Here is a 24,742-nt window from a genome sequence, read left to right as displayed (position 1 = left end):
CAGATGGCTCACATGACTCACATGACTCACCGCGAGGGGGTGGACGGCCGGATCGGCGGGCAACTGGAGCAAGGCTGGCGGACCTCCCGTACGTTGGGGGCGGTTCACCGCGGGGATTCACCGCCGCGGAACCCGCCCCGACCGTCTACAGTGACGTAGACGGTCTACATGACTGTAGACGACTCCTGGAGGAAGCGCCGCCATGTCCGACCTACCGTCCGCCCGGCGCCCCGCCGGGGAGCTGGAGGCCGAGGTGCTGGCCGCGCTCTGGTCGGCCCGACAGCCGATGACACCGCAGGACGTCCAGACGGCGCTCGGCGGGGACCTCGCCCGCACCACCATCGCCACGATCCTCGCCCGGCTGCACGACAAGGGCACGGTGGAGCGCACCCGGGCGGGCCGCGCCTACGCCTACACCCCGACCGTCCAGGACCCGGCCGGCCTGGCCGCCCGCCGGATGCACACCGAGCTGGGCCGCGAGGCGGACCGCTCCACCGTCCTCGCCCGCTTCGTCTCCGACCTCTCCGCCGAGGACGAGCAGCTGCTGCGCGAGCTCCTGGGGGACGGCGCCGCACCCCAGCCCGACGCCGTCCGGCACACCTCCGTCCAGCCCGACGACGCCTGGCGTGACACCGCGCGGGACGCCTCGTGATGATCGCCGTCTGGGCGCCGCTGCTGCTGCCCTTCCTGGCCGCGCCGCTCGCCCGCCGCCTCGCCGAGGCGCTGCCGCCCCGGGCCGCCGCCTGGATGCTCGCCGGCACGGCCGCTGTGCTGGCCGGCGGCACGCTCTGCTCGCTCGGCCTGCTCGCCGCCGCCGGACTGCTCCAGCTGCCCGCCGTCGCCGCGCTCGGCCACCTGTCGCTGCCCTGGCTCACCGCCGCCGCACCCGACGCGCTCCCGGCGGCCGCCGCAGCCGCCCTCGCCCTCGCCGCACTGACCGTCCTGGCCGTCCGGACCGCGCGCCGCCGACGACAGGACCTGCACGCCGCCCGGGCCGCCCTCCCGGACGCCGACCACCCCGCCCGACCCGCCTATCCCGACACCGCCCGGCATCCGGACGAGCGCACCCTGCGGGCCCTCCTCGCCCGGGCCCGCGCCCACGCCCTGCTCCAGCCGATCCTCCGGCCGGGCGAACACCCGCTCGCCGTCCTGGACGACGAGTGCGCCGACGCCTTCGCCCTGCCCGGCCGCCTGCGCCGCCCCGGCCGACCGGGCGAACCCGGCCGGATCGTGGTCACCTCCGGCATGCTGCGCGCCCTCACCGGTCCCGAGCGGGCCGCCCTGCTGGCCCACGAGCGCGCCCACCTGACCGCCCGCCACCACCTCTTCCTCGCCGTCGCCGAGCACGCCGCCCACCTCCACCCGGCGCTCCGGCCGCTGCGCGCACCCCTCGGGTACCACCTGGAGCGCTGGGCCGACGAGGTGGCCGCGGCCCGGGTCGGCGACCGCGCCACCACCGCCCGGGCGGTCGGCCGGGCCGCCCTCGCCGCGAGCCGGTCCCCCTGGCCGGCCCGGCCCCGGCTGGTCGCCGCCGCGCACTCCGGCCCGGTCCCGCGCCGGGTCGCCGCCCTGCTCCAGCCACCACGCCCGACGGCCGTCGGCACCCGCCGCCGGCCGGCCGCCCTCGCCCTGGCCGCCTGCCTGGCCCTGACCACCGCCGCCACCCTGGAGGCCACCGCCGACCTGCACCGCACCGTGGAGGCGGCGCAGCGCGTCACCGGCGCGCAGCCCGGCACCGGGGCGGATCGCTGATCCACCCCGACCCCGCCGGACCTGTTCCCCGACCCCGCCGGACCGTTCCTTAGTCATAGCCACTTGGCATGTCCACTGTCATACCGCCCGGTATGCCGAGTTGGCAGACCCCGTCCCCACGAACCCGACGCCCCCGTACTCTTTCGTCAGCGCGCCGACCCCGGCGCGGCCTCGAACGGCGGCGAGGAGCGACGCGAGTGCGGCAGACCGGACGGCAGTCCCGACGACCAGAGCGGCGCACCCCGCCGACCGCGGCGGAACTGGCCAAGGTCCACGAGCGCACCCTCGCCGACGCCGCCGCCCGTGAGCTCGTCCAGCCCGGCCTCCCCGAGCCCGGCAACCCCGGCCTGCTCGAACCCCGCCCCGAGATCGGCGACTCCTGGGCCCGGCTGCGCCGCCTCGGCCTCGACCCCGACACCGGCGCCGCCGCCGTCCACCTCGGCCCCGCCGAGATCGAACACCGCCGCCGCGCCAGCGGCCTGGACGCGGTGATGCCCGTCCTGCGCGAGACCCTGCTCCAACCCTCCGACCAGGCCCCGCTGATCCTCGCCATCGCCGACGCCGAGGGCCACGTGCTCTGGCAGGAGGGCGAACGCGGCCTGCGCCGCAGCGCCGACCGGATCGGCTTCATCACCGGTGCCAGGTGGGTCGAGGAGAGCGTCGGCACCAACGGCATCGCCGTCGCGCTGCGCGTCCAGCGGCCGATGCAGGTCCACTCCGCCGAGCACTACCTGCGCAGCCACCACTCGTGGACCTGCGTCGCCGCGCCCGTGCACGACCCCGGCACCGGACAGCTGGTCGGCGCGATCAACCTCAGCGGCCCGGCCCACACCATCCGCCCGTACCTGCTCCAGCTCACCGCCACCGCCGCCCGGCTCGCCGAGACCGAGCTGCGCGCGCACCGGATGGAGTCGCTGCACCACCTGCGCACCCTGGCCGCCCCGTTGCTGGCCCGGGTGGCCGGACCGGCCCTGGTGGTGGACTCGGCCGGCTGGACCGCCGCCGCGGCCGGCCTGCCGCCGCCCACCCGGCTGCGGCCACCCACCGGCGGCTGGGGCAGCGCCGCCGTGCACTGGGTCCCCGGCCTCGGCGAGTGCGTGCTGGAACCGGTCGCGGACGGCTGGCTGGTCCGCCCGGTCCGCTCGCCCGAGGCGGACGGCTCCGGCACCGTGACCGCCGAACACGCCGAGGGCGCCCGGCTCCGGCTCGACCTGCGCCGCCCGGACCGCCCGGAACTGTCCGTCCAGGGCGCGGCCGGCGGCTGGTCGCACGCCGTCAGCCCGCGGCACGCCGAACTGCTGCTGCTGCTCGCCACCTCGCGCGAGGGCAGCAGCGCCGCGCAGCTCGCCGAGGCGCTGTTCGGCGACCCGGGCCGGACGGTGACGGTCCGCGCCGAGCTGTCCCGGCTGCGCCGCTACCTGGGCGGCCTGCTGGCCCACCGGCCGTACCGCTTCGCCGAGTCGGTGCTGGTCACGGTGGACGGCCCGGAGGACCCGTACAGCCTGCTGCCGTCCTCCTCGGCGCCGGCCGTCCGGCGGCTGCGGGCCGGGCTGGCCGCGGGCACGGTCCGCCTGCCGGGGGCGGCGGCACCCGCCCCGGGCTCACCCGTCTCGCCCTCATCCGCCCCGACCTCGGCCGTCCCCGCACCGCCCGTCCCGGCGCCGCGCGCGCCCGCGGACGGTCCGCCGGGGGTTCAGCCGCCGGCGAGCAGTGCGGCCAACTGGGCGTCGGTCGGGCCGCAGTCCAGCTCGTCGTCCTCGGAGACCAGCGCGTAGGTACGGTCCAGCCACTCCTGGACCCGCGGCTTGGACACCTCCAGCAGGGCGCTGCCGTGCGGCGACTCCAGCGCCAGGTGCAACGTCGAGCCGTGGCACGGGCAGTAGGCCGGCCACAGCTTGACGTCGCCCTGGCCGCTCAGCGTGCGCAGGCCGTCGCGCAGCAGCTCGCGCGAGAACACCCAGTCGGCCTCGTCCGGCCGCCCCAGGTGGAAGGTCAGCAGCACCTCGAACGGGCGCGAGGCGTCGAAGCGGAACCTGGTGCGGACCTCGCCGACCACCTCCTCGCCCAGCGAGATCCGCAGCGGCAGCACCTCCTCCACCGCCGCCGGAGCGGCGGTGGAGCCCTCCCCATCGCCGCCCGTGGGGGTGGCGGCGAGGGGTGCACTGGAGGCTGCGGACAGCGGGTCGGGCGGCATGACGGTCTCTCCGGGACGGCGTGGGATGACCACAGCCTGAGCCACGTCCGGCCGGGCGGGCAAGGGTTGCAAGGAGGTTGCAATAATCCCCGTCGGGCCGACCGGCCCCTTACCGGGAATTGCCCGGCGGATTGTCAGACGGACCGTCAACTTCCGCCTCTCGAACGGATGTCCACGGAATGGAGGGAAACCGTTCGGAGTGCGGCCGCCCGCTGGTACGCTCTCCCCCTCCCGGCGCGGGCCCCGCCCGGACCCCGACCGGCCCCCGGCGGACACATCCGGACGATCTCGGCGGCCCGCGGCCCGGGGGGCGACGTTGCCGGCCCGCCGACAGCGCGTGGGAGAATACCGCGACCGGGACGGCGACTTCGGGGAGGGAAGGTCCGGTGGCTCTGCGCGAGGACACCGCGCGGGACGAGCACCACGAGCCCGCACGGCGCGGCCGGCACGGCCGGCCCCGCCCGTTCGGCGGCCGACTGCGGCTGCCCACCCTGCGCTTCTCCGGCGCCGCGATGGCGATGTCCACGGTCGTCGGCATCAGCATCGCCACCACCCTCCTGCTCAACGAGCAGCAGGGCGTGGGCCGGCGGGCCGGGGTCGCCCGGGTCGGCACCACCCCGCCACCCACCCCCGGCACGGACGACCGGTCCGAGGCGGCCACCGCCCGGACCCCGGCGGCCGAGCAGCCGGCGGGCCGGACCCCGGCCGCCCACCCGGTGACCGGCCGGCCCAGCGGGCCGCACGCCCCGGCGCACCCCGCGGGGGCGGCACCGGTCGCGGCCACCGGGTCCGCGTCCGCTTCGCCGAGCGCCGGCACCGCCCACCCGACGGCCCCGCAGGCCTCGGGCGGCCCCGGCACCCCGGACGCCCCGTCGACCGCCGGCCAGACCCCCGCCGACGGCACCTCCGGGCCCGCCACCCCCTCCGTACCGCCCGGCACCGCGACCGAGGCGTCCGGCAGCGCGCCCGCTGACGGCGTGGCGGGCCCCGCGCCCGCCGAGAGCCCGTCACCCACCGTGCCGCACACGCCGGGACCGCGACCGGTCTCCTCGCCCCACCCCGGTCCGCTGCCCGCCGCGGCAGTCCCGGGCGCCGACGACACCGGTACGCCCGCCCCGGCCGACGCCCTCACCCCGGACGCTTCGGACGCCGACCAGGCCCTGACCGGCACCGCCCTGGTCACCCCGCTCGGCCGCGACGGCACCCGGCACGCGCTCGAACTCACCGTCACCGAGGCGGTGACCGCGTTGCAGACCGAATTCCGGCTCGCCCCCGGCGAGTTGGCCCCCGGCAGCGGCACCGCCTGGACCGACCTGCCCGGCGCCGTCGTCACCGCCCAGCAGGAACGCGGCACGCTGGTCTACCGCTTCACCACCCCGGCGGGCACCGACGTCCGCCCCGGGCACTACACCTTCACCGTGCTCGGCACCCGCCCGACGGCCGGTCCGGTGGCCGCCGCCGCCCCGGCAGGCCCCGCCGCCCCCTCCGGTCCGGCCGGCTCCGCCCTCGCGGCGCGCAAGCCCGCCGCGGCGGAGAGCTGGAGCGCCGCCGCCTTCGGCATCGACCACCCCCGGGCCGTCGCCGCGCTCGGCTCCTTCGGCCCGGCCGCGTCGCAGACCCCGGACGCCCAGCCGCCCGGCCTCCCGCCGAAGGCTGCGCCCACCCTCACCCCGACCGCCACCACCCGGCCGGTCATCGCCCCGCCGGTCATCGCCCCGACCGTCACCACCCCGACCGTCACCACCCAGCCGGACGCCGAGCCGCAGCCGCAGCCGCAGCTGGGGGCCGCACAGCCCGCCCCGACCCGCTGATCCGACGATCCGTCCGGCGGCCCACTCGTCCGACGATCCGACAGGTCACAGCGCTGTTCGGGCGCATCCCGGCACCCCCGTTCGTTACTGTGGGCAGCACCCGGCCCGGCGGCTCCAACGGCCCCCGTACGGCCGTCGTTCCGCACCCGAGGAGGAGTCCGTGTCCACCGTCCTGACCCAAGGCGGCAACGCCCCGCTGACCGCCGCGCGGGTGACCGTCGAGGTCACCGCGCCCAAGGCGCTGGACGTCTCCGGCCTGCTGCTGACCGACGCCGGAAAGGTCCGCTCGGACGACGACTTCGTCTTCTTCAACGCCCCGCACGGCCCCGGCGTCAGCCACCGCCCGGCCGCCGCCGGCACGCCGGACGCGATCACCGTCGACACCCGGGCCGTCCCGGCCGACATCACCAAGGTCGTGGTCACCGCCAGCCCCGCCGACCAGGAGTCCACCTTCGCCGGGATCGAGCCGACCGCCACCGTGCGGGACGCCGACACCGGCGAGGTCCTGGTCACCTTCACCCCGCCGCAGCTGGGCCGGGAGACCGCGCTCATCGTGGTCGAGGTCTACCAGCGCGGCGGGCTCTGGAAGGTCCGCGCGGTCGGCCAGGGCTACGCCAACGGCCTCGCGGGCATCGCCACCGACTTCGGCGTCACCGTCGACGACAGCCCGGCCCCGGCCGCCCCGCCCGTGACGACCCCGACCCCGACCCCGGCCCCGCCGGCCCCCGCCGCACCCCCGGCCGCGCCCCCGGCCCCCGCGGCGCCCCCGGTCGACCCGCGGATCGCCCTCGCCGCCACCCCGCCCGCGCCGCAGACCGCTCCCCCGGCGCCCGAGCCCGTGCCCGCCTCCGCGCCGCCCGCCCCCGCGGCCCCCGCCAAGGTCACCCTGGACAAGGGCCGGGTCAGCCTGGTCAAGGGCAGCTCGGTCTCCCTGGTGAAGAACGGCCGCCCGTACCTCGCCTCGGTCCGGATGGCCCTCGGCTGGGAGCCCGCCAACCGCGGCCGCAGCGTCGACCTGGACGCCTCCTGCATCGCCTTCGACGCCGGGCACCGCAAGCTGGAGACGGCCTGGTTCATGAAGCTGACCGTCTTCAACGGCGCCGTCGCCCACTCCGGCGACAACCTCACCGGCGGCGGCGAGGGCGACGACGAGTCGATCACCGTCCACCTGGAGGGTCTGCCGCCCGAGGTCCACGCCCTGGTCTTCGTCGTCAACTCCTTCTCCGGCCAGAAGTTCACCGACGTCCGGAACGCCTACTGCCGGCTGCTGGACGCCCGCTCCGAGGAGGAGCTGGTCCGCTTCGACCTCACCCACTCCGAGCCGCGCACCGGCGTGGTGATGTGCAAGCTGGTCCGCCAGGCCTCCGGCGAGTGGGTGATGACGGCCCTCGGCGAGTACGTCGACGCCAAGACCGCCCGCGCGATGGTCGAGCCCGCCGCCGCCCTGCTCTGACCCGGCTGCCCGCCGCCGGGGCGTAAAAACCCCTGGCGGCGGGGCCGTTCGCCCGACATCCTGACCGGATGCTGATCCGCGAAGCCGTCCCCGAGGACTGGCCGGCCATCTGGCCCTTCTTCCACACCGTCATCGCCGCCGGCGAGACCTTCCCCTACCCGCTCGACATGTCCGCCGAGCTCGGCCGGGAGTGGTGGATGCTCTCCGCCCCCGACCGCACGGTGGTCGCGGTGGACGACGGGGGGCGGATCCTCGGCACCGCCACCATGAACCGCAACCGCCCGGGCAACGGCTCGCACGTCGCCAGCGCCAGCTACCTGGTCGACCCGGCCCACCACGGCGAGGGCATCGGGCGGGCCCTGGTCGAGTACACCCTCGACTGGGCCCGCCGAGCCGGTTACCGGGCCATGCAGTTCAACGCCGTGGTCGCCAACAATCACCACGCCGTGAAGCTCTACCAGTCGCTCGGCTTCGAGATCGTCGGCACCGTCCCCGAGGCCTTCCACCACCCCGTCGACGGCTACGTCGGCCTGCACGTCATGTACCGGCCGCTGTAAGGCACTTACTCCTCGATCGCCCCGCCGACCCGCCGCAGGTGCTGCCGGAAGCTGTACGACGGGTCGGCGGCGCGGCGCTCCAGGTAGTCGTCGAACGCGGTCTGCCGGCGCAGCGTGTCCCCGGCGGCGATCCGCTCGGCCTGGGCGCGCTCGGTCCGGGCGATCCCGGCGGCCGTCTCCAGCACCTCCGCGGCCCGGTCCCCCGGCACGAACAGCACCCCGTCCGCGTCGGCGAACACCACGTCCTCGGCGCTCACCAGGTGCGGCCCGAACCGCGCCGTCGCCGGCGCCTCCGGCTCGCGTTCGTCGAGCCGCAGCGGCCCGAGCGGCAGCGCGCCGTAGCTGAACACCGGCAGCCCGATCTCCACCAGCTCGGGGGTGTCCCGGTGCAGCCCCCACACCACGATCCCGGCGACCCCGGCGGCCCGCGCCTCCAGCACCGCGAGGTCCCCGATGCAGGCCTCGTCCGTCCGCCCACCGTTGTCGATCACCAGCACGTCCCCGTCCCGGGCCGCCCCGTACGCCTCCAGGAACACGTCCACGCTCCCGTAGTGCCGCACCGGCAGCACCCGCCCCGCGACCCGCCCGCGGGCCGCCACGGCCCCCACCCCCACCGGCGCCGCCCGCACCCCCACCCCGAGCCGCACACACGCATCCGCCACCAACGGCGTCGACAGCCCCGCGAAGCCCTTCAGCATGGCCAACTCCTCCCAATCACACCCCAGTTCACCAGCAGCGGGATCCTATGCGCGAGCCCAGACTCACACCATCGGGTGACACACCCCCAGCTATGCCGCCGCCACGCCCCCCACCTCGCCTAGCCTGCTGCCGTCTCCGATCAAGGGCCACCCATGGACGCCACCCACAACGCCATCCTCCTCGAACTCTTCCTCGCCCTGGACACACCGGAAGGCCTTCGAGCCGAACTCCTCGACGGCGAGATCCTGGTCTCAATCCCTCCGGACGGGACCCACGAAGACCTTCTCGACCGCGTGATCGAGCAGGTCCACAGCCAATCGGCTACGGAAATGCAAGTGTCCGGCAACAAGGGTTCACCTCGTTGGCAATGGATCCTGTCCGCCGGACCACGTCATCCCGGATGCCACGATCGTCCCGAAGGAGCTCCAGGTCTTCCGTGGTGCGCCACCCTGGATGGAGCCGAACGGCGTCGCCATGGTCGCCGAGGTCACCTCCAGCAAGCCCGACCTGGACCGCGTCACCAAACGGCACTGCTACGCCCGGGCCGGCATCCCGCTCTACCTCCTCGTCGACCGCGAGAAATCGCAGGTCAGCCTCTTCAGCAAGCCCCACCGCGAGGAGTACACCGAGGTGCACCTGGCCGCCTTCGGTGAGCCTCTCGCCCTCCCCACCCCGTTCGACTTCGAGCTGGACACCAAGTACTTCCTCCGTTCCTAGGCGCGCGAAACGGCCCGCACCCCCCTTCCACAAGGGGTGCGGGCCGTTTCGCGTCCTACCGGAGCGTCAGCCGCGGGTGGCCATGGCGCGCAGGAAGAAGGTGAGGTTGGCCGGGCGCTCGGCGAGGCGGCGCATGAAATAGCCGTACCACTCCTGGCCGTACGGGAGGTACACGCGCATGGTGTTGCCCTCGCCGGCGAGGCGCAGCTGCTCCTCGGGGCGGATGCCGTACAGCATCTGGTACTCGAAGGAGTCCCGCTTGCGCCCGTTCCACTCGGCCAGCTGGCCGGCGATCTTGATCATGTTGGGGTCGTGCGAGGCGATCATCGGGTAGCCCTCGCCGGCCATCAGGATCTTCAGCGCGCGGACGTACGCGAGGTCGACCTCGTGCTTGCCCTGGAAGGCGACCGACTCGGGCTCCTTGTAGGCGCCCTTGCACAGGCGCACGCGGGAGCCGGCGCCGGAGAACTCGCGGCAGTCGGCCTCGGTGCGGCGCAGGTAGGCCTGGAGGACGACGCCCAGCCAGGGGAAGTCGGCCCGCAGCTCGCGCGCGATGGCGAGGGTGGAGTCGGTGGTGGTGTGGTCCTCCATGTCGAGGGTCACCGTGGTGCCCGCGTCGGCGGCGGCCGCGCAGATGCGGCGGGCGTTCTCCAGCGCGATCTTCTCGCCGTCCACCGGGAGGAACTGGCCGACGGCCGACAGCTTGACGGACACCTCGGCGCCGGCCGCGAGGCCGGTGTCCTTGAGCGCCTTGAGCAGGTGCTCGTAGGCCTCGGCGGTGCCGGCGGCCTGGGCGGCGTCCTGGGTGTCCTCGCCGAGGTGGTCGAGGGTGACCTTGCGGCCGGTGGCGACCAGGTCGTCGCAGGCGGTGACGGCGTCGTCGAGGGCCTCACCGGCGACGAAGCGCTCGACTATGGCGTGGGTCGGCGGGAACTTCTCGACCACGGTGCGGACCTGCGGCGACCGGGAGGCCGCGAGAAGGGCGGAACGGAGCATCGTGACTCCTGGAGCTGGTGCTTCTAAGGGTGGCAGAAAGACGGGCGGCGGACCGGGGGTTGGGGTCCGCCGCCCGGGTGCTCCCGGCTGCGGGGCCGGGCGTGGTGGGGCACTCAGCCCATGTGCGGGTAGCGGTAGTCCGTCGGCGGGACGAAGGTCTCCTTGACCGAGCGGGTCGAGGTCCAGCGCGCCAGGTTCTGCTTGGCGCCGGCCTTGTCGTTGGTGCCGGAGGCCCGGCCGCCGCCGAAGGGCTGCTGGCCGACGACGGCGCCGGTCGGCTTGTCGTTGATGTAGAAGTTGCCGGCCGCGAAGCGCAGCTTGTGCATGGCGTCCTGGGCGGCCGCGCGGTCCTGGGCGATGATCGAGCCGGTCAGGCCGTACGGGGACACCGACTCCATCTGGGCCAGCATCTCGTCGTACTTCTCGTCCTCGTAGACGTACACGGCGAGGATCGGGCCGAAGTACTCGTCCTTGAAGTACTCGCTGGCCGGGTCCTGGCAGACCAGGACGGTCGGGCGGACGAAGTAGCCGACCGAGTCGTCGTAGCTGCCGCCGGCCAGGACCTCGACGGACGGGTCGGCCTGGGCGCGGTCGATGGCGGCCTTGTTCTTGGCGAAGGCGCGCTCGTCGATGACGGCGGACATGAAGTTGGCCAGGTCGGTGACGTCGCCCATGGTGAGGCCCTCGACCTCGGCGGCGAACTCGTCCTTCAGGCCGGCCCAGATCGAGGCCGGGACGTAGGCGCGGGAGAGCGCCGAGCACTTCTGGCCCTGGAACTCGAAGGCGCCGCGGGTCATCGCGGTCTTCAGCACCGCCGGGTCGGCGGACGGGTGGGCGACCAGGAAGTCCTTGCCGCCGGTCTCGCCGACGATCCGCGGGTAGGTGCGGTAGCCGGCGATGTTCTCGCCCACGGAGCGCCACAGGTGCTGGAAGGTGGCGGTGGAGCCGGTGAAGTGGATGCCGGCCAGCGCGGGGTGCTTGAGCGCCACGGCGGAGACGTCCAGGCCGTCGCCGGTCACCATGTTGATGACGCCCTTGGGCAGACCGGCCTCCTCCAGCAGCTGCATCAGCAGGTGCGCGGAGAACTGCTGGGTGGGGGACGGCTTCCACAGCACCACGTTGCCCATCAGCGCGGGCGCGGTCGGCAGGTTGCCGGCGATCGCGGTGAAGTTGAACGGGGTGATGGCGTAGACGAAGCCCTCGAGCGGGCGGTGGTCGCTGCGGTTCCACACGCCGTCCGAGGAGATCGGCTGCTCGGCCATGATCTGGCGGGCGAAGTGGACGTTGAACCGCAGGAAGTCGACCAGCTCGCAGGGGGTGTCGATCTCGGCCTGCTGCGCGGTCTTGGACTGGCCGAGCATGGTGGCGGCGGCCAGGGTCTCGCGCCACGGGCCGGCCAGCAGGTCGGCGGCCTTGAGGAAGATCGCGGCGCGGGAGTCGAAGGAGAGCGCCTGCCAGGCCGGGGCCGCGGCCAGGGCAGCGTCGATGGCGTCCTGCGCGTCCGCCTGGGTGGCGTTGCGCAGGGTGCCGAGCCTCGCCGCGTGGTTGTGCGGCTGGACGACGTGGATCTCGGCGCCGCCGCCCATGCGGCGCTCACCGTTGATCGTCATGGTCAGCTGGACCGGCTCCTGGCCGCCCAGCTCCTTCAGCTTGGCCTCCAGACGGGCCCGTTCCGGGCTGCCCGGGGCGTAGCTGTGGACCGGCTCGTTCACCGGCGCGGGGACCTGGGTCACAGCGTCCATAGAGCGCACGCTCTCCTTCGTTGATGCGGGGGATGCCGACGCGGGTCGCACGACGGCCACAGCACGAACGCTATTCCTGCACCCGGGCCCACTTGATTGGCCGGGCGGCTAAATTCCCCCGGACGGCGTTGTCCGGCCCGACGAAGCGGGTCACGGCCCGGTCACGGCCGCTGGGGCGATGCGCACACCACCCCGACGCGGTCCGCCCGGGCCCCGACACTGTCCGTCCGGACCCCCAGCGCTGTCCGCCCGGCTAAAATCAACCGCACGGCGTTGTCCGAACGCATGAAGGAGGCCCGGATGACCACCCCCGGCCTCCCGCTCCGCCAACTGCTGATGTCCCTCGGCGAGCCCCTGGTCGAGCTCCAGGCCGCCCCGCAGGGGCTGGACGTCCCGGTGCGCGACGTCGCCATCCTCGACCCGGAGGACCCGCCGACCGCCGCCACCGGCGAACTCGTCCTGGCGATCGGCGCCCGCGGCCGGGCCGCGCTGCCCGCCCTGCGGGCCGCCGGACGGGCCGGCGCGGCGGCGGTCGCGGTCAAACTGGACGCCCCCGGCCAGGCGGACGCGCTGCGCGAGGCCGCCACCGACGCGGGCGTCGCCCTGCTCTCGGTGCGCCGCGAGACCCGCTGGGAGCACCTCGACTCGCTCGCCCGCGCGATCATCGCCGGCCCGGACGCCGGCGACGCGCCGGGCGCCCCCGAGCACAACGCCGGCGACCTCTTCTCCCTCGCCCAGACCGTCGCCGTGCTCACCAACGGCATCGTCTCGATCGAGGACACCTCCAGCCGGGTGCTGGCCTACTCGCGGTCCTCCGACTCGGACGAGGTGGACGACCTGCGCCGGCTCTCCATCCTCGGCTGGCAGGGCCCCGAGCCGTACCTGTCCAAGCTGCGCGAGTGGGGCATCTTCCAGCACCTGCGGACCTCGGACGCCCCGATCGCCGTCGAGCCGCACCCCGAACTCGGCCTGCGCCGCCGCCTGGCGATCGGCATCCGGGCCGGGGCGCAGCCGCTCGGCACCATCTGGGTGCAGGAGGGCGCGCAGCCGCTCGCCCCGCTGGCCGAGCCGGCCCTGGTCGGCGCCGCCCGGGTGGCCGCGGCCCAACTGGTTCGCCGCCGCCGGGAGTTGTCCGCCGACGTCCGGCTCACCCAGACCCTGCTGACCAGCCTGCTGGAGGGCTCCACCGGCCCGCAGTCGCTCGCCACCCACCTCGGCCTGGACCTGCGCCGACCGGCCACCGTGCTGGCCTACAGCGCGCACACCACCGAGGCGCTGCACCGCTCCGACGTCACCGGCCTGATCTCGGTGCACACCGCCGCCCGGCACCGCACCGCGCTGCTCGCCCCGATCGAGTCCCGGGTGTACGTGCTGCTGCCGGAGCTCCCGCCGGGCCTGCCGATGGCGACGGTGCGCGGCTGGGCGCACGAGGTGGTGGAGGCGGCCCGGGAGCACCTCGGGGTGCCGCTGCGCGCCGCGATCGGCTCGACCGTGGACGGCCTGGCCCAGGTGCCGGACTCCCGCGCCCAGGCGGACCGCATCCTGGACGCGATGGGCCGCGGCGGGGTGGACCTCGACGTCGCGGCGCTGATCGACGTGCAGGCCGAGGTGCTGGTCAGCGAGGTGCTGGCGCTGCTCCAGGAGCGCACCGGGCTGCGCGACCCCCGGCTGACCGCGCTCACCGCCTACGACCGCCGGCACGGCACCCGGCTCGCCGAGTCGGTGCTGGCCTGGCTGGACGCGCTCGGCGAGGTCCGGGTCGCCGCCGACGCCCTGCACATCCACCCCAACACCCTGCGCTACCGGGTGCGCCGGGCCGAGCAGTTGACCGGCATCGACCTCGCCCAGCCGCAGCAGCGCCTGCTGGCGATGCTGCAACTGCGGCTGCCCGCGGACGAGTGACCGCGGGCAGCCCTCACCGCTCGAAGGTCACTCGCCGTACCCCTGGCCGCGCTTGTGCTCGTTCAGCCGGTGCCACGGGCCGGTGATGGCCAGCTGGATGCCCGGCTCCTGGATGTTGGCGAACAGGGTCCTGCCGTCGTCCGAGAAGGTCACCCCGGTGAACTCGCTGTAGTCCGGCTTCTCGGCGGTGCCGTTGTTCAGCTCGTTGCGCGCGATCGGGTAGACCAGCCCGTCCTCGGTCGCGCCGAACAGGTGCTGCACGCCCTCGCCGTCCTCGGCGATGACCACGCCGCCGTAGGGCGAGACGGTGATGTTGTCCGGGCCGTCGTAGTTGTCGTGGTCGCCCAGCACGTCGGTGTTGACGCCGAGCAGCACCTTCAGGGTGATGGTGCGGCGGACGGGGCTGTAGAACCACACCTGCCCGTCGTGCTGGACCGGGCTCTCCTTGCGGGCGAAGCTGGAGACGAAGTAGAAGCCGCCGTCACCCCACCACATGCCCTCCAGCTTGCGGGCGCGGGTGACCTCGCCGTCCTTGAACTGCTTGCGGACCGAGACGGTGCGGGCGTCGCGGTCGGCGACCTTCACCCAGTCCACGCCGTAGACGGTGCCGACCTCGACCGCGCGGGAGAGGTCGTCGACGAACTTGCCCTGCGCGTCGAAGACCTTGAAGGCCTCCAGCACGCCGGCGTCCGGCGCCAGCGCGCGCAGCTGGTGGCGGCCGTGCCGGAAGCCGGCCGGCGGGGTCCAGCGGTAGAGCAGGCCGTTGGGGTTGCCGGCGTCCTCGGTCAGGTAGACGTGCCCGCGCTTCCGGTCGACCACGACGGCCTCGTGGGCGTACCGGCCGAAGGCCTTGATCGGCTGCGGGTCCTGGTTGTACTCGTCGTCGAAGGGGTCGACCTCGAAGACGTAACCGTGGTCCTTGGTCATGCCGTTCTGGCCGGCCTTGTCCTCGGTCTCCTCGCCGGACAGCCAGGTGCCCCACGGGGTCACGCCGCCCGCGCAGTTGGTGGAGGTGCCGGCGATGCCGACCCACTGCTCGACCGAGCCGTCCCGCTTGGCGTGCACGACGGTGCAGCCGCCGGCCGCGCCCGGGTCGTAGACGTGACCCTCGGTCAGCGGCACCGGGTGGGGCCAGTTGGCCCGGGCGCCGCGCAGCTCGTGGTTGGTGACCAGCAGGTTGCCGCCGTGCTCGTCCTCGAACGCGGAGGTGCCGTCGTGGTTGCTCGGGGTGGGTTCGCCGGTGCGCAGCCTGGTCTGGCCCGCGCGGTTGAGCACGGTGTACGAGAAGCCCTCCGGCAGCGAGAGCAGCCCGGCCCGGTCCTTCACCAGCGGACCGTAGCCGACCGCGGCGCGCTCGGCGTCCGCGGTCGCGGGGGCCGGCAGCTCGCCGCCGGCCGGGGCGGCGATCGCGCCCGGGGCGCTGGCCAGCGCCTCGGCGCTGCCGGCGATCAGCACGCCGGCCCCGACGAGGGTGGAACGGTTGACGAAGTCCCGGCGGGACAGCGACATGGCAGCAACTCCTGAGGGATCGGCCGCCGACCGGGGGCGGGCCCGGTGCGTGGCGTACGGGGGTCGAATCGACTCGTCGACGCCCAGCAGACTCCGCCGTACGGGTGAACCCGGCGTGACGCCGACCTCACACGGAGGCGGCCATTTGCCAACCGATGACCGACACATGACCTCCGCTTTGCCAAGGCAAGCCAACCCTCAGCCGGCCCGGACCCGCCGTCAGCCGGCCCGGACCCGCCGTCAGCCGACCCCACCCGCCGTCAGCCGGCCCGCGCCGCCCGCCACTGCTCCCAGGCCGCCAGCCACAACTGCTCGGCCAGCCGCTGTTCCTCCCAGGCCTGCGGGCCCCCGCCGGCGCCCTGCTCGCCGTCCCGCCACAGCTGCTCCCAGGCCCGCTGCGCCGGCAGGCTCGCCACCTCGCTGGCGAACACCGTGTACCGGATGACCTCCTCGACCGCCGCCGCGCCCTCCCCCGTGCCGACCAGCCACTGGGTCTGCTGGGAGAGCCGGTTGAGCTGGTTGACCATCGAGGTGACCGCCGCCAGCGCCTCGTCCCGGGTCTCCGTGGCGAGCCGCATCTGCTGGCGCACCGCCGCCTCCCAGCGGATCGCGCAGGCGTCCCCGCGCAGCCCGCGCGGCAGCCGGGGCGTCCGCCCGGCCCGCACCTGCGCCTCGATCGCGGCGGTCTCGGCGATACACTGCCCGATCAGCGTCCGGTGCGCCTCCAGCCCGGTGACGGGCGCCAGTTCGCGCTCCTCGACCGGCACCCGCAGGGCCCGCCGGGAGGCCAGCGCGCGCAGCAGCCCGGTCCGTCCGCGCAGGTACCGCTCGTGGTCGGCGATCCGGCCGAGTTCCACGCCGCCCGGCGCGACCCCCCGCGCGCACACGGTCACGGTCATCCCGTCGATCCGCAGCCGCCCGGCCCAGACCGGTCCGGGCGCCACGGCCGCCGGCTCGCCCGGCCAGAGCACCGGCCGGTCCTCGTGCACCTCCACCGGGTACGGCTCGCCGTCCACGGTGATCCACTCGCGCAACGCGCGCACCCGGCCGGGCCCGTCGCCCTCGTCGATCCCCAACTGCTCGTAGAGCCGGTCCCGCTCGTCCTCGACGACGTCCTCCAGCTCGGGCATGGCCTCGCCGTGTTCGGCACCCGGCCGGTAGGTGCGCACGGTGACGTACGGGCCGGCCGTGGAGCTCCAGTCCCCGGACTGCACCTCGACCCAGCGGAGTTCACCGCCGGAGGTCTCGAAGGCGGCCAGCGCCTCGCTCCCCCGGGCCGGCCCGGCGGTCACGCCGTACAGCGGGAAGTCGGCGGCGGACAGGATCCGCCGGGAGAACTCCTCCTGGTCGGCGAACTGATCGGCGAAACGATCCTCCTGGCCCCGCGGGTCCGCCACGCGCGGGTCACCCGCCCAGTCGACGTTCCACTCCCGGGGCCTGCCGCCGCTCTCCCGCGCCATCCTGTGCCGCACCCCCGAGTTCTCCCGCTCGCACCTGTGACGCCACCATACGTGCCCGGGACCTGCCGGGTCATCAGCTCGGTTGCCACCCGGGGCAGACGGCCGTGTCCGGGCGCGCGGTTGTCAGCCGCCCTCCCTACGCTGGCCGCATGACAGCAGAGAGCAGCTTCCCGGCCCGGATCAGCATCGTCACCCTGGGCGTCTCCGACCTCGACCGCAGCACCCGCTTCTACGAGGGCCTCGGCTGGCGGCGCTCCGCCGCCTCCAGCCCGGAGATCGTCTGGTTCCGCACCGCCGACTCGGTGCTCGGCCTCTTCCCCTCCGAGGAGCTGGCCGCCGACGCGGGCGTGCCCGCCACCGGCGAGCCGTCCTTCCGCGGCGTCACCCTCGCGGTGAACCTGGAGTCCCCCGCGCTGGTGGACGCCGCGCTGGAGACGGCGGTCGAGGCCGGCGCCGTGGTGGTCAAGCCGCCGGTCCCGACCAGCTGGGGCGGCTACTCCGGCTACTTCGAGGATCCGGACGGCCACCTGTGGGAGCTGGCCCACAACCCGTTCTTCCCCTTCGCCGCGGACGGCTCGCTGGACCTCCCGTAGCCGCCCGCAGGAGCGTCGGCGGCTAGTTCTTGGACCGCGCCTTGAAGGCTGCCTTGCGCGCCTCCTTGGCCACCGTCCGGTCCAGGTGCAGCTCCCCGATCGCCTCCAGGACGTCCGCCGTGTACGGGTGGTCGACCCGCCAGAGCTCGCCGAAGTAGGAGGCCGGGTCGCTGCCCACCGGCAGGTCCGCCATCAGTTCGCGCAGCAGCTCGGCCTCACCGCCGCTGTCCAGCAGCTGGGCGGCGAAGGTGTCGACCGCCGTCCACAGCGCCATCGCCCGCTCGGGCGCCGGCACGTCCGCCGCGCCCCGGGCGGTCAGCCAGGCCCGCGCCGCGCCGCCCAGCTCCGGGTCGTCCAGCACGTCCCGGACGGCCGGCTCGGCGGGCGCCCCCAGCAGGTCGAGCGCGTTCACGCAGTGCATCCGCCGCATCGGGGCGTACGCGTCGGAGCCGCGCGCGGCCTCCAGCAGCTCGCGGGCCGCCGCCACCGGCTCCCGGTCGGCGATCCAGACCCGCAGCTCCTCCACCGGCAGCACGTTCGCGGACTCGCAGACCCCGCGCAGCAGCTCGGCGGCGTCCCCCTGGGCCAACGCGCCGACCAGCGGCGCGTCGTACCCGTCCTCCAGCAGCCACTGGCGGATGCCGTACTGGCCGAGCGGGGTCAGCCGGACGAGCCCGAAGCGCGCCGACTCCTCCTCGTCCAGCGGCGCCTCGCCGACGACGGCGCCCTCCTCGGGGCCCTCGCCCTCCTCCTCGTCGAACAGCTCCGGGTCGATCGGCCGGTAGTCCAGCAGGCCCAGCTCGGCGAGGTCGGCCAGCATCGGGTCCAGGGTGACCATCACATCGGTGATGTCGCCCAGCAGCTCCTCGCTCGGCTCCTCGCCCTCCGGCACCACCAGCAGCGCGGCCAGCACGCCCAGCGGCACGGTCTCGCTGCCCGGCTCGGCGAAGGCCGTGGTCTCGTAGAGCACCTGCAAGGCCTCGTCCAGCAGTTCGGCGGCGGCGTCCCGGGCCTCCTCGACCTCGGAGAGGGCGTCCTCGTCCTCGCCCTCCCCGGCGGCCTCCTCCTCCCCCTCCTCCGGCAGCGAGTCCGCCTCCACCGCCAGCTCCCGGACGATCCCGGCAGCGGTCAGCCACAGCTCCAGGACGGTCTCCGGATCCCCCTGCTCGGCGGGCTCCAGGTCCGGTCCGGGCACGGCGACGTGCTCACCGGCCGCGGTCGTCCCCAGCTCCACCAGGTCCAGGTCGCAGGCCAGCGACCAGGCCCGCATCGCCTCGACCTCCGCCTCCTGCGGCACCTCGCCCTCGGCCGGGGCCAGGCCCAGCAGCCGCGCGGCGGGCGCCCGGTCCGCCTCGACCAGGTCGCCGAGCTCGTCCACCGCCCGGTGCGGGGCCGCCCAGCGGGCCAGCGCCAGCGCGTACCCGAACATCGGGACGGCCTTCGCCTGCGCGGCCAGCTCCTCCTCGGCGGGCAGCCGCACCGGCGGCACCAGGACGGCCGCGTCGTCCAGGTCCTCGTCGTCCAGTCCGTGCGCCGCGAACGCCCCGTAGAGGTCCTGGAGCTCCAGGTCGGCGGGCAGAACCGGCTCGGCCGCGCCCTCGCCCGTCGAAGCCCCGGTGTTCTTCCGACGTCGTCCGGCCATCGTTGTCCGCTCTCCCTCAGCCGGCGGGCCGCCCATCAGCTCCGCGTACCGATCCACTACCTCAGCGTATAGGCCGGGCACCCCCGATGCCCGGCCTCCAGGGGCGCGCGCCGCGACCGTACGCCCACCCCTTATCCTTCGAACTGGTGCCCGCGCACAACCCCGCGCGGCCCGTTGGGCAACGAAGCCCGAATCCTCAGCTCATCCGCTCCACCTGGGAGCCCCGTACCGCGGCCGCGACCACAGCGCCACCGGACGGGAGCGCCGGCACACCCCGCCGACCCGGTGGTGCCCTGCCACAGGAGACCCCTCACATGGCGGACCTCTCCCCCGCCGGCTCCGGCCTGCGCACCGCGCAGTTCGACGGACGCCGACTGTCGGAGGCCCTGCTTCCCCTGGAGCTCGCGCCGCGCGCCCAGCTCCAGCTCTCCGCGATCAGCCGCTGGAACGCGATCCGCGGCGTGCGCGTCGGCCTGGTCTCGACCTCCCTGCTGCTCATGCTGATCGGTGCCAACCTGGCGACGCCGATCTACCCCTTGCTCCAGCAGCGCCTGTCGCTGACCCCGGTCGACACCTCGATCCTCTTCACGATCTACATCTTCGCGCTGGTCCCGGTGCTGGCCGTGGTCGGGCACTGGTCCGACCACCTCGGCCGGCGGGCCATGATCCTGCCCGCCGTCGCCCTGGCCGCCGCCGGCGACGTCGTGTTCGCCACCGCCGGCAGCTTCTGGCAGCTCGCCGCCGGACGGGCCGTCCAGGGCATCGCGGTCGGCCTGTCCACCGGCGCCGCCGGAGCCGCCCTCGGCGACCTGCTGCCGGACCACCCGACCCTGGCCGCCAAGCTCACCCTGGCCTGTTCCGCGGGCGGCGTCGCGCTCGGCCCGATCGTCGGCGCCCTGCTGTCCACCGGCTCCGACCCGCTGCTCACGCCGTTCCTGCTGCACGCGATCGCGCTGCTGGCGCTCTGCGTGCCGCTCGCCCTGGTCCACCCCCGGATGCCCGGCCGCAACCGCCCGCCGGCCGCCCCGCCGCGCATCACCACCCCGGCCCACCTGCGCCCGCAGCGCCTGGCCCTGCCGGTGAGCGGCCGTCGCGAGTTCCTGCTCGCCTCCTGCGCGGGCTTCATCTCGTACGCGGTGTTCGGCGTCTACCTGAGCCTGGCCCCGGCCTTCAGCGCCAAGCTGCTGCACACCGACTCCCACCTGATCGGCGCCGTCGTGGCCGCCCTGCTGCTCGGCTCGTCCGCGATCGCCCAGCTGCTCGTCCCGCCGACCTCCGACCGCCTGGTCATCGCCCTCGGCATGACCGGCCTCGCCAGCGGCCTGGGCCTGGTGGTCGCCGCCCAGTACACCGGCACCCCCGCCCTGCTCTTCATCGGCAGCGTCCTCGGCGGCGCCTGTCAGGGCGTGGCCTTCCGCTCCCTGTTCTCCACCGCCGTCGCCGCGATGAACCCGGAGCGCCGCGGCTCCGAGCTGAGCTCCCTGTGGATCATCGTCTACCTCGGCAGCTCCCTCCCCATCGTCGGCGTCGGCGCCCTCGTCCAGGCCTACGGCCTGCTCCCCGCCGTCAGCGGCTTCGCCACCCTCGCCGCCGCCCTCTGCACCGCCCTGGCCCTCGCCGTGGCCCGCAAGCCCAGGCAGGCCTGACCACCGACGAAAACGCCGCGGCCCGGGACGATTCCTCGTCCCGGGCCGCGGCGTGTTTCGTCGCTACTCCCAAGGCTTCCATTTGTCGGTGCCGACCTCGACCTCAAAGGGCTTCGGCAACCGGACGGTTTCGCCGAACTTCCACTCCCCCAGCACCTCGTACGTCCCCTCGGCCTTGCTCGGCTCGCCGAACAGGGTGACGCCGGGCTGCCGAGGGTCACGGTCCACAAGCAGGTAATACGGCACCCCGGTGCGCGCGTACCCGTTCCACTTGGTGGGTTTGACCTGTCGACCGAACATGGGACGCCTGTCGTAGCGGGCGTTGGACGGGGAGGTCACCTCGACCACCATTCCGATGTCGTGCGGGTAGAGATGAGCTACTTCCCCGCTCAACGCTCGTTCTTCCACCTCGGAACCCACGATGACAAGGTCCGGAATGTAGCCGTCCCCGATCTCTACCAAGTCCAGGTTGATTGTTTGAAGTGCTCTCCATGGGTAATCCGGATCCGAGCCCAAGGCAAGAGTGAACGGTCGCTCGATGTGTGACAGGAACACCGAATGCGTAACTACCGGCGCCGGTGACACGACGATCTCCCCTCCGACCACTTCCACCCGCGTGCCGTCGGCCGGGAGTCGGAGATACTCCTCCAGCTCGCCCCGGACCCACATGGCGTACGGCGAGTCAGGCAGAAGCAACTGCGCGAACGCAACTACCGACATGACTTCGCTCCCTCCGAGGTCGCGGCACCAGCTTGGCCGCCCGCTCGCAGATATACCACTGCCGCACAAACCTTTCCCCCGAAGGAGAGGTTTGTGCGGCAGCAGGTTGACGATGGCGCCGTCCGTCAGACGTTGAAGCCCAGCGCGCGGAGCTGGTCGCGGCCGTCGTCGGTGATCTTGTCGGGGCCCCACGGCGGCATCCAGACCCAGTTGATGCGCAGGTCCTGCACCAGGCCGTCGGTGGCGGTCTTGGCCTGGTCCTCGATGACGTCGGTCAGCGGGCAGGCCGCCGAGGTGAGCGTCATGTCGATGGTGGCCACGTCGGACTCGTCGATGTGGATGCCGTAGATGAGGCCCAGGTTGACGACGTCGATGCCCAGTTCGGGGTCGACGACGTCCATCAGGGCCTCGGTCAGGTCCTCGACGGAGACGGTGCCGGCGGTGGTGCCGACGATGCCGATCGGGCCGGCGTCCTCCGCAGTGGAGGTGGTTTCGTCGCTCATGGTCTGTCCTCCTCTGCGGTTCAGTTGTCGGTCACGGTGGGGTGCTGGGCGAGCGCCTTGGCGGTGGCGTCCTTCCAGGCCATCCAGCTGAGCAGCGCGCACTTGACCCGGGCCGGGTACTTGGAGACGCCGGCGAACGCGACCGCGTCCTCCAGCACCTCCTCGTCGCCCTCGCCCTGGCCCTTGCTCTGCATCAGCTCCAGGAAGGCCTCCTGGACGGCCTGCGCCTCGCCGACGGTCTTGCCGACGACCAGGTCGTTCAGCACCGAGGCGCTGGCCTGGCTGATCGAGCAGCCCTGGGACTCGTACGAGACGTCCGCGACCGTCGAGCCGTCGAGCCGCACCCGCAGGGTGATCTCGTCACCGCAGGTCGGGTTGACGTGGTGCACCTCGGCGTCGCCGTCCCGCAGCCCCTTGCCGTGGGGGTTGCGGTAGTGGTCCAGGATGATGTCCTGGTACATCGAGTCGAGCTTCATGATCGTCCTGCCCCGTCCGTCAGCCGAAGAAGTTCCGGACGTGGTGCAGGCCGTCGATCAGCGCGTCGACCTCGCCCGGCGTCGAGTACAGATAGAACGACGCCCGCGTGGTCGCCGGAATTCCGTACCGCAGGCAGACCGGCCGCGCGCAGTGGTGGCCGACGCGCACGGCGATGCCCTGCTCGTCCAGAACCTGGCCCACGTCGTGCGGGTGGATGTCACCGAGCGTGAAGGAGATCGCGGCGCCGCGGTCCACGGCCGTGCGCGGGCCGATGATCCGCAGGTCCGGGACCTCCAGCAGGCGCTCGACCGCGTAGGCGGTGATCGCGTGCTCGTGCGCGGCGATCTTGTCCATGCCGATGCCGGACAGGTAGTCGATGGCCGCGCCGAGCCCGACCGCCTGGGCGATCGGCGGGGTGCCGGCCTCGAACTTGTGCGGCGCCGGGGCGTAGGTGGACGAGCCCATGGTGACGGTCTCGATCATCTCGCCGCCGCCGAGGAACGGCGGGAGATCCTCCAGCAGCTCCTGACGGCCCCAGAGCACGCCGATGCCGGTCGGGGCCAGCATCTTGTGGCCGGTGAAGGCGACGAAGTCGGCCTCCAGCGCCTGGACGTCCAGCACCATGTGCGGGGCGGCCTGCGAGGCGTCGATCACGACGAGCGCGCCGACCGACTGGGCCTTGCGCACGATCGTCTCGACCGGGTTCACCGTGCCGAGCAGGTTGGAGACCAGGGTGAAGGAGACCACCTTGGTCTTCTCGGTGATCAGCTCGTCGATGTTCGACAGGTCGAGCCGGCCCTCGTCGGTCAGGCCGAACCACTTCAGCTTCGCGCCGGTGCGCTGCGACAGCAGCTGCCACGGGACGATGTTGGAGTGGTGCTCCATCTCCGTGATGACGATCTCGGAGTCCGCGTCCACCCGGTACGGCTCGTCGGCCCAACCGAGCATGTTGGCCACGAGGTTGAGCGACTCGGAGGCGTTCTTGGTGAAGATCACCTCGTTGCGGCTCGGCGCGTTGACGAAGGCCGCGACCTTGTCGCGGGCGCCCTCGTACAGCGCCGTGGCCTCCTCGGCGAGCACGTGCACGCCGCGGTGGACGTTGGCGTTGTGCCGCTCGTAGTAGGCGGTGAGGGCCTCCAGCACCTGGCGCGGCTTCTGCGAGGTGGCCGCGTTGTCCAGGTAGACCAGCGGCTTGTCGTCGTGCAGCAGCCGCTGGAGGACCGGGAAGTCCTTGCGGATCGCATCGGTGTCGAGCAGGCCCGACAGCGGGGTATGGGTCACTCGGACGCGCCACCCTTCACGTACGACTCGTAGCCCTCTTCCTCCAGCTTGTCGGCCAGCTCGGCACCGCCGGACTCGACGATGCGGCCGCCCGCGAAGACGTGGACGTAGTCGGGCTTGATGTACCGCAGGATGCGGGTGTAGTGGGTCACCAGCAGGGTGCCGACCTCGCCGGTCGAGCGGACCCGGTTGATGCCCTCGGAGACGATCCGCAGCGCGTCGACGTCGAGGCCGGAGTCGGTCTCGTCGAGGATCGCGATCTTCGGCTTGAGGAGCTCCAGCTGGAGGATCTCGTGGCGCTTCTTCTCACCGCCGGAGAAGCCCTCGTTGACGTTGCGCTCGGCGAAGGCCGGGTCCATCTGGAGGGCGGCCATCGCCTCCTTGACCTCCTTCACCCACAGCCGCAGCTTCGGGGCCTCGCCGCGGACGGCGGTGGCGGCGGTGCGCAGGAAGTTGGAGACCGAGACGCCCGGGACCTCGACCGGGTACTGCATGGCCAGGAAGACACCGGCCTTGGCGCGCTCGTCGACGGACATCTCCAGGACGTCCTCGCCGTCCAGCAGCACCGAGCCGCCGGTGACGGTGTACTTCGGGTGACCGGCCAGCGAGTAGGCCAGGGTGGACTTGCCGGAGCCGTTCGGACCCATGATGGCGTGGGTCTCGCCCTGCTTCACGGTCAGGTCGACGCCCTTCAGGATCTCGCGCGGGCCGGTCTCGGCCTCGACGGAGACGTGCAGGTCGCGGATTTCAAGGGTTGCCATGTGTACTCAGGACTCCTGGTTGACGGAGACGAGCACATCGTCCCCTTCGATCTTTACGGGGTAGACAGCGACCGGCTTGGTGGCGGGCAGGCCGGAGGGCTTGCCGGTGCGCAGGTCGAAGCTGGAGCCGTGCAGCCAGCACTCGATCATGCAGTCCTCGACCTCACCCTCGGAGAGCGAGACGTTCGCGTGCGAGCAGGTGTCGTTGATCGCGAACACCCCCTCGTCGGTGCGGACGATGGAGACCGGCACGCCGTTGAGGTCCACGCGCTTGGGCACGTCCTCCTGGAGGTCGCTCATCGCGCAGGCACGGAGATACGTCATCGA

At 73.7% G+C, this 24,742-nt stretch carries 22 protein-coding genes and 1 pseudogene; 10 read left to right on the top strand and 13 right to left on the bottom strand.

Features of this window, described 5'->3' with window-relative positions; genetic code table 11:
• Window positions 1–202 precede the first annotated feature (202 nt).
• From ABTY15_RS07225 to ABTY15_RS07215, 3 genes are all read left to right on the top strand, one after another.
• Window positions 203–652, top strand: coding sequence for a BlaI/MecI/CopY family transcriptional regulator (locus ABTY15_RS07225; RefSeq protein WP_350577428.1), 450 nt, complete (start codon window positions 203–205; stop codon window positions 650–652).
• Window positions 652–1,752 (top strand): M56 family metallopeptidase, encoded by a 1,101-nt coding sequence (locus ABTY15_RS07220; protein WP_350577425.1) that lies wholly within the window; start codon window positions 652–654, stop codon window positions 1,750–1,752. The genes ABTY15_RS07225 and ABTY15_RS07220 overlap by 1 nt, the downstream gene beginning before the upstream one ends.
• Window positions 1,753–1,949: 197 nt before the next feature.
• On the top strand, window positions 1,950–3,527 hold the full coding sequence (locus tag ABTY15_RS07215; RefSeq protein ID WP_350577422.1) for a GAF domain-containing protein: 1,578 nt from the start codon (window positions 1,950–1,952) through the stop codon (window positions 3,525–3,527).
• Here the strand turns inward: ABTY15_RS07215 and ABTY15_RS07210 are convergent.
• Entirely contained in the window at window positions 3,446–3,946 is a 501-nt protein-coding gene (locus ABTY15_RS07210) for an SsgA family sporulation/cell division regulator (RefSeq protein WP_350577420.1), read from the bottom strand. The genes ABTY15_RS07215 and ABTY15_RS07210 overlap by 82 nt on opposite strands.
• Window positions 3,947–4,332: 386 nt before the next feature.
• Here ABTY15_RS07210 and ABTY15_RS07205 point away from each other — a divergent pair, with 386 nt between their 5' ends.
• From ABTY15_RS07205 to ABTY15_RS07195, 3 genes are all read left to right on the top strand, one after another.
• Window positions 4,333–5,757 carry a hypothetical protein gene (locus ABTY15_RS07205; RefSeq protein ID WP_350577417.1) on the top strand — a complete coding sequence of 475 codons (1,425 nt, stop codon included), beginning with the start codon at window positions 4,333–4,335 and terminating at the stop codon, window positions 5,755–5,757.
• A gap of 172 nt (window positions 5,758–5,929) precedes the next feature.
• Window positions 5,930–7,210: a TerD family protein gene (locus ABTY15_RS07200; protein WP_350577753.1), complete on the top strand. Its 1,281-nt coding sequence runs from the start codon at window positions 5,930–5,932 to the stop codon at window positions 7,208–7,210.
• A gap of 68 nt (window positions 7,211–7,278) precedes the next feature.
• On the top strand, window positions 7,279–7,767 hold the full coding sequence (locus ABTY15_RS07195; protein ID WP_350577415.1) for a GNAT family N-acetyltransferase: 489 nt from the start codon (window positions 7,279–7,281) through the stop codon (window positions 7,765–7,767).
• 5 nt (window positions 7,768–7,772) lie between these two features.
• Here the strand turns inward: ABTY15_RS07195 and ABTY15_RS07190 are convergent, their stop codons facing one another.
• Window positions 7,773–8,465 carry an RraA family protein gene (locus ABTY15_RS07190; protein WP_350577412.1) on the bottom strand — a complete coding sequence of 231 codons (693 nt, stop codon included), beginning with the start codon at window positions 8,463–8,465 and terminating at the stop codon, window positions 7,773–7,775.
• A gap of 153 nt (window positions 8,466–8,618) precedes the next feature.
• Between ABTY15_RS07190 and ABTY15_RS07185 the strand changes: the two are divergent.
• Window positions 8,619–9,183 (top strand): annotated as a pseudogene (locus ABTY15_RS07185) (Uma2 family endonuclease).
• A gap of 66 nt (window positions 9,184–9,249) precedes the next feature.
• Here the strand turns inward: ABTY15_RS07185 and ABTY15_RS07180 are convergent.
• Both ABTY15_RS07180 and pruA read right to left on the bottom strand, forming a co-directional pair.
• Window positions 9,250–10,179 carry a proline dehydrogenase family protein gene (locus ABTY15_RS07180; RefSeq protein WP_350577410.1) on the bottom strand — a complete coding sequence of 310 codons (930 nt, stop codon included), beginning with the start codon at window positions 10,177–10,179 and terminating at the stop codon, window positions 9,250–9,252.
• Between the two features lie 113 nt (window positions 10,180–10,292).
• A complete protein-coding gene (gene pruA / locus ABTY15_RS07175; RefSeq protein ID WP_350577408.1) occupies window positions 10,293–11,921 on the bottom strand; it encodes an L-glutamate gamma-semialdehyde dehydrogenase in 1,629 nt (542 codons plus the stop codon).
• A gap of 300 nt (window positions 11,922–12,221) precedes the next feature.
• Here pruA and ABTY15_RS07170 point away from each other — a divergent pair, with 300 nt between their 5' ends.
• Window positions 12,222–13,823 (top strand): PucR family transcriptional regulator, encoded by a 1,602-nt coding sequence (locus tag ABTY15_RS07170; protein ID WP_350577406.1) that lies wholly within the window; start codon window positions 12,222–12,224, stop codon window positions 13,821–13,823.
• Window positions 13,824–13,850: 27 nt separating this feature from the next.
• Here the strand turns inward: ABTY15_RS07170 and ABTY15_RS07165 are convergent, their stop codons facing one another.
• Window positions 13,851–15,332 (bottom strand): alkaline phosphatase PhoX, encoded by a 1,482-nt coding sequence (locus ABTY15_RS07165; protein ID WP_350577403.1) that lies wholly within the window; start codon window positions 15,330–15,332, stop codon window positions 13,851–13,853.
• Window positions 15,333–15,592: 260 nt separating this feature from the next.
• Entirely contained in the window at window positions 15,593–16,792 is a 1,200-nt protein-coding gene (locus ABTY15_RS07160; RefSeq protein ID WP_350577400.1) for a hypothetical protein, read from the bottom strand.
• Between the two features lie 149 nt (window positions 16,793–16,941).
• Here ABTY15_RS07160 and ABTY15_RS07155 point away from each other — a divergent pair, with 149 nt between their 5' ends.
• Window positions 16,942–17,385: a VOC family protein gene (locus ABTY15_RS07155; RefSeq protein ID WP_350577397.1), complete on the top strand. Its 444-nt coding sequence runs from the start codon at window positions 16,942–16,944 to the stop codon at window positions 17,383–17,385.
• Between the two features lie 22 nt (window positions 17,386–17,407).
• Here the strand turns inward: ABTY15_RS07155 and ABTY15_RS07150 are convergent, their stop codons facing one another.
• A complete protein-coding gene (locus ABTY15_RS07150; protein ID WP_350577396.1) occupies window positions 17,408–19,027 on the bottom strand; it encodes a hypothetical protein in 1,620 nt (539 codons plus the stop codon).
• Window positions 19,028–19,341: 314 nt separating this feature from the next.
• Between ABTY15_RS07150 and ABTY15_RS07145 the strand changes: the two genes are divergently transcribed.
• Window positions 19,342–20,673, top strand: coding sequence for an MFS transporter (locus ABTY15_RS07145; RefSeq protein WP_350577393.1), 1,332 nt, complete (start codon window positions 19,342–19,344; stop codon window positions 20,671–20,673).
• A gap of 63 nt (window positions 20,674–20,736) precedes the next feature.
• On the opposite strand, the gene ABTY15_RS07140 is transcribed toward ABTY15_RS07145, so the two are convergent.
• The 6 genes from ABTY15_RS07140 to ABTY15_RS07115 all read right to left on the bottom strand — a co-directional run bounded on the left by ABTY15_RS07140 (window position 20,737) and on the right by ABTY15_RS07115 (window position 24,739).
• Window positions 20,737–21,393, bottom strand: a complete 657-nt coding sequence (locus ABTY15_RS07140) for a Uma2 family endonuclease (RefSeq protein WP_350577390.1) — start codon at window positions 21,391–21,393, stop codon at window positions 20,737–20,739.
• A gap of 125 nt (window positions 21,394–21,518) precedes the next feature.
• Complete coding sequence (locus ABTY15_RS07135) at window positions 21,519–21,896, bottom strand: metal-sulfur cluster assembly factor (protein ID WP_350577387.1); 378 nt, start codon at window positions 21,894–21,896, stop codon at window positions 21,519–21,521.
• A gap of 20 nt (window positions 21,897–21,916) precedes the next feature.
• Entirely contained in the window at window positions 21,917–22,372 is a 456-nt protein-coding gene (sufU, locus tag ABTY15_RS07130) for a Fe-S cluster assembly sulfur transfer protein SufU (RefSeq protein WP_350577384.1), read from the bottom strand.
• Window positions 22,373–22,391: 19 nt separating this feature from the next.
• Window positions 22,392–23,654 carry a cysteine desulfurase gene (locus ABTY15_RS07125; protein ID WP_350577381.1) on the bottom strand — a complete coding sequence of 421 codons (1,263 nt, stop codon included), beginning with the start codon at window positions 23,652–23,654 and terminating at the stop codon, window positions 22,392–22,394.
• The gene (sufC, locus tag ABTY15_RS07120; RefSeq protein ID WP_350577379.1) at window positions 23,651–24,415 is read right to left on the bottom strand and encodes a Fe-S cluster assembly ATPase SufC; all 765 of its coding nucleotides are present in this window, start codon (window positions 24,413–24,415) and stop codon (window positions 23,651–23,653) included. The genes ABTY15_RS07125 and sufC overlap by 4 nt, the downstream gene beginning before the upstream one ends.
• Before the next feature lie 6 nt (window positions 24,416–24,421).
• On the bottom strand, window positions 24,422–24,739 hold the full coding sequence (locus ABTY15_RS07115; protein ID WP_350577376.1) for a bifunctional 3-phenylpropionate/cinnamic acid dioxygenase ferredoxin subunit: 318 nt from the start codon (window positions 24,737–24,739) through the stop codon (window positions 24,422–24,424).
• Window positions 24,740–24,742: the final 3 nt, after the last annotated feature.

The organism is Kitasatospora sp. NPDC097643, assembly GCF_040302625.1.
Taxonomy (GTDB): Bacteria; Actinomycetota; Actinomycetes; order Streptomycetales; family Streptomycetaceae; genus Kitasatospora.
Note: the sequence above shows the minus strand (reverse complement) of the source record. Positions and strands in the feature narration are given on the sequence as shown.

Bases quoted from the DNA above. Each gene is read 5' to 3' on its own strand.
- ABTY15_RS07225 (WP_350577428.1), top strand. From the start codon at position 203: ATGTCCGACCTACCGTCCGCCCGGCGCCCCGCCGGGGAGCTGGAGGCC.
- ABTY15_RS07160 (WP_350577400.1), bottom strand. From the start codon at position 16,792: ATGGCGCGGGAGAGCGGCGGCAGGCCCCGGGAGTGGAACGTCGACTGG.
- ABTY15_RS07210 (WP_350577420.1), bottom strand. From the start codon at position 3,946: ATGCCGCCCGACCCGCTGTCCGCAGCCTCCAGTGCACCCCTCGCCGCC.
- ABTY15_RS07145 (WP_350577393.1), top strand. From the start codon at position 19,342: ATGGCGGACCTCTCCCCCGCCGGCTCCGGCCTGCGCACCGCGCAGTTC.
- sufU (WP_350577384.1), bottom strand. From the start codon at position 22,372: ATGAAGCTCGACTCGATGTACCAGGACATCATCCTGGACCACTACCGC.
- ABTY15_RS07190 (WP_350577412.1), bottom strand. From the start codon at position 8,465: ATGCTGAAGGGCTTCGCGGGGCTGTCGACGCCGTTGGTGGCGGATGCG.
- ABTY15_RS07180 (WP_350577410.1), bottom strand. From the start codon at position 10,179: ATGCTCCGTTCCGCCCTTCTCGCGGCCTCCCGGTCGCCGCAGGTCCGC.
- ABTY15_RS07155 (WP_350577397.1), top strand. From the start codon at position 16,942: ATGACAGCAGAGAGCAGCTTCCCGGCCCGGATCAGCATCGTCACCCTG.
- ABTY15_RS07195 (WP_350577415.1), top strand. From the start codon at position 7,279: ATGCTGATCCGCGAAGCCGTCCCCGAGGACTGGCCGGCCATCTGGCCC.
- ABTY15_RS07135 (WP_350577387.1), bottom strand. From the start codon at position 21,896: ATGAGCGACGAAACCACCTCCACTGCGGAGGACGCCGGCCCGATCGGC.
- sufC (WP_350577379.1), bottom strand. From the start codon at position 24,415: ATGGCAACCCTTGAAATCCGCGACCTGCACGTCTCCGTCGAGGCCGAG.
- ABTY15_RS07170 (WP_350577406.1), top strand. From the start codon at position 12,222: ATGACCACCCCCGGCCTCCCGCTCCGCCAACTGCTGATGTCCCTCGGC.
- ABTY15_RS07150 (WP_350577396.1), bottom strand. From the start codon at position 19,027: ATGGCCGGACGACGTCGGAAGAACACCGGGGCTTCGACGGGCGAGGGC.
- ABTY15_RS07220 (WP_350577425.1), top strand. From the start codon at position 652: ATGATCGCCGTCTGGGCGCCGCTGCTGCTGCCCTTCCTGGCCGCGCCG.
- pruA (WP_350577408.1), bottom strand. From the start codon at position 11,921: ATGGACGCTGTGACCCAGGTCCCCGCGCCGGTGAACGAGCCGGTCCAC.
- ABTY15_RS07165 (WP_350577403.1), bottom strand. From the start codon at position 15,332: ATGTCGCTGTCCCGCCGGGACTTCGTCAACCGTTCCACCCTCGTCGGG.
- ABTY15_RS07140 (WP_350577390.1), bottom strand. From the start codon at position 21,393: ATGTCGGTAGTTGCGTTCGCGCAGTTGCTTCTGCCTGACTCGCCGTAC.
- ABTY15_RS07115 (WP_350577376.1), bottom strand. From the start codon at position 24,739: ATGACGTATCTCCGTGCCTGCGCGATGAGCGACCTCCAGGAGGACGTG.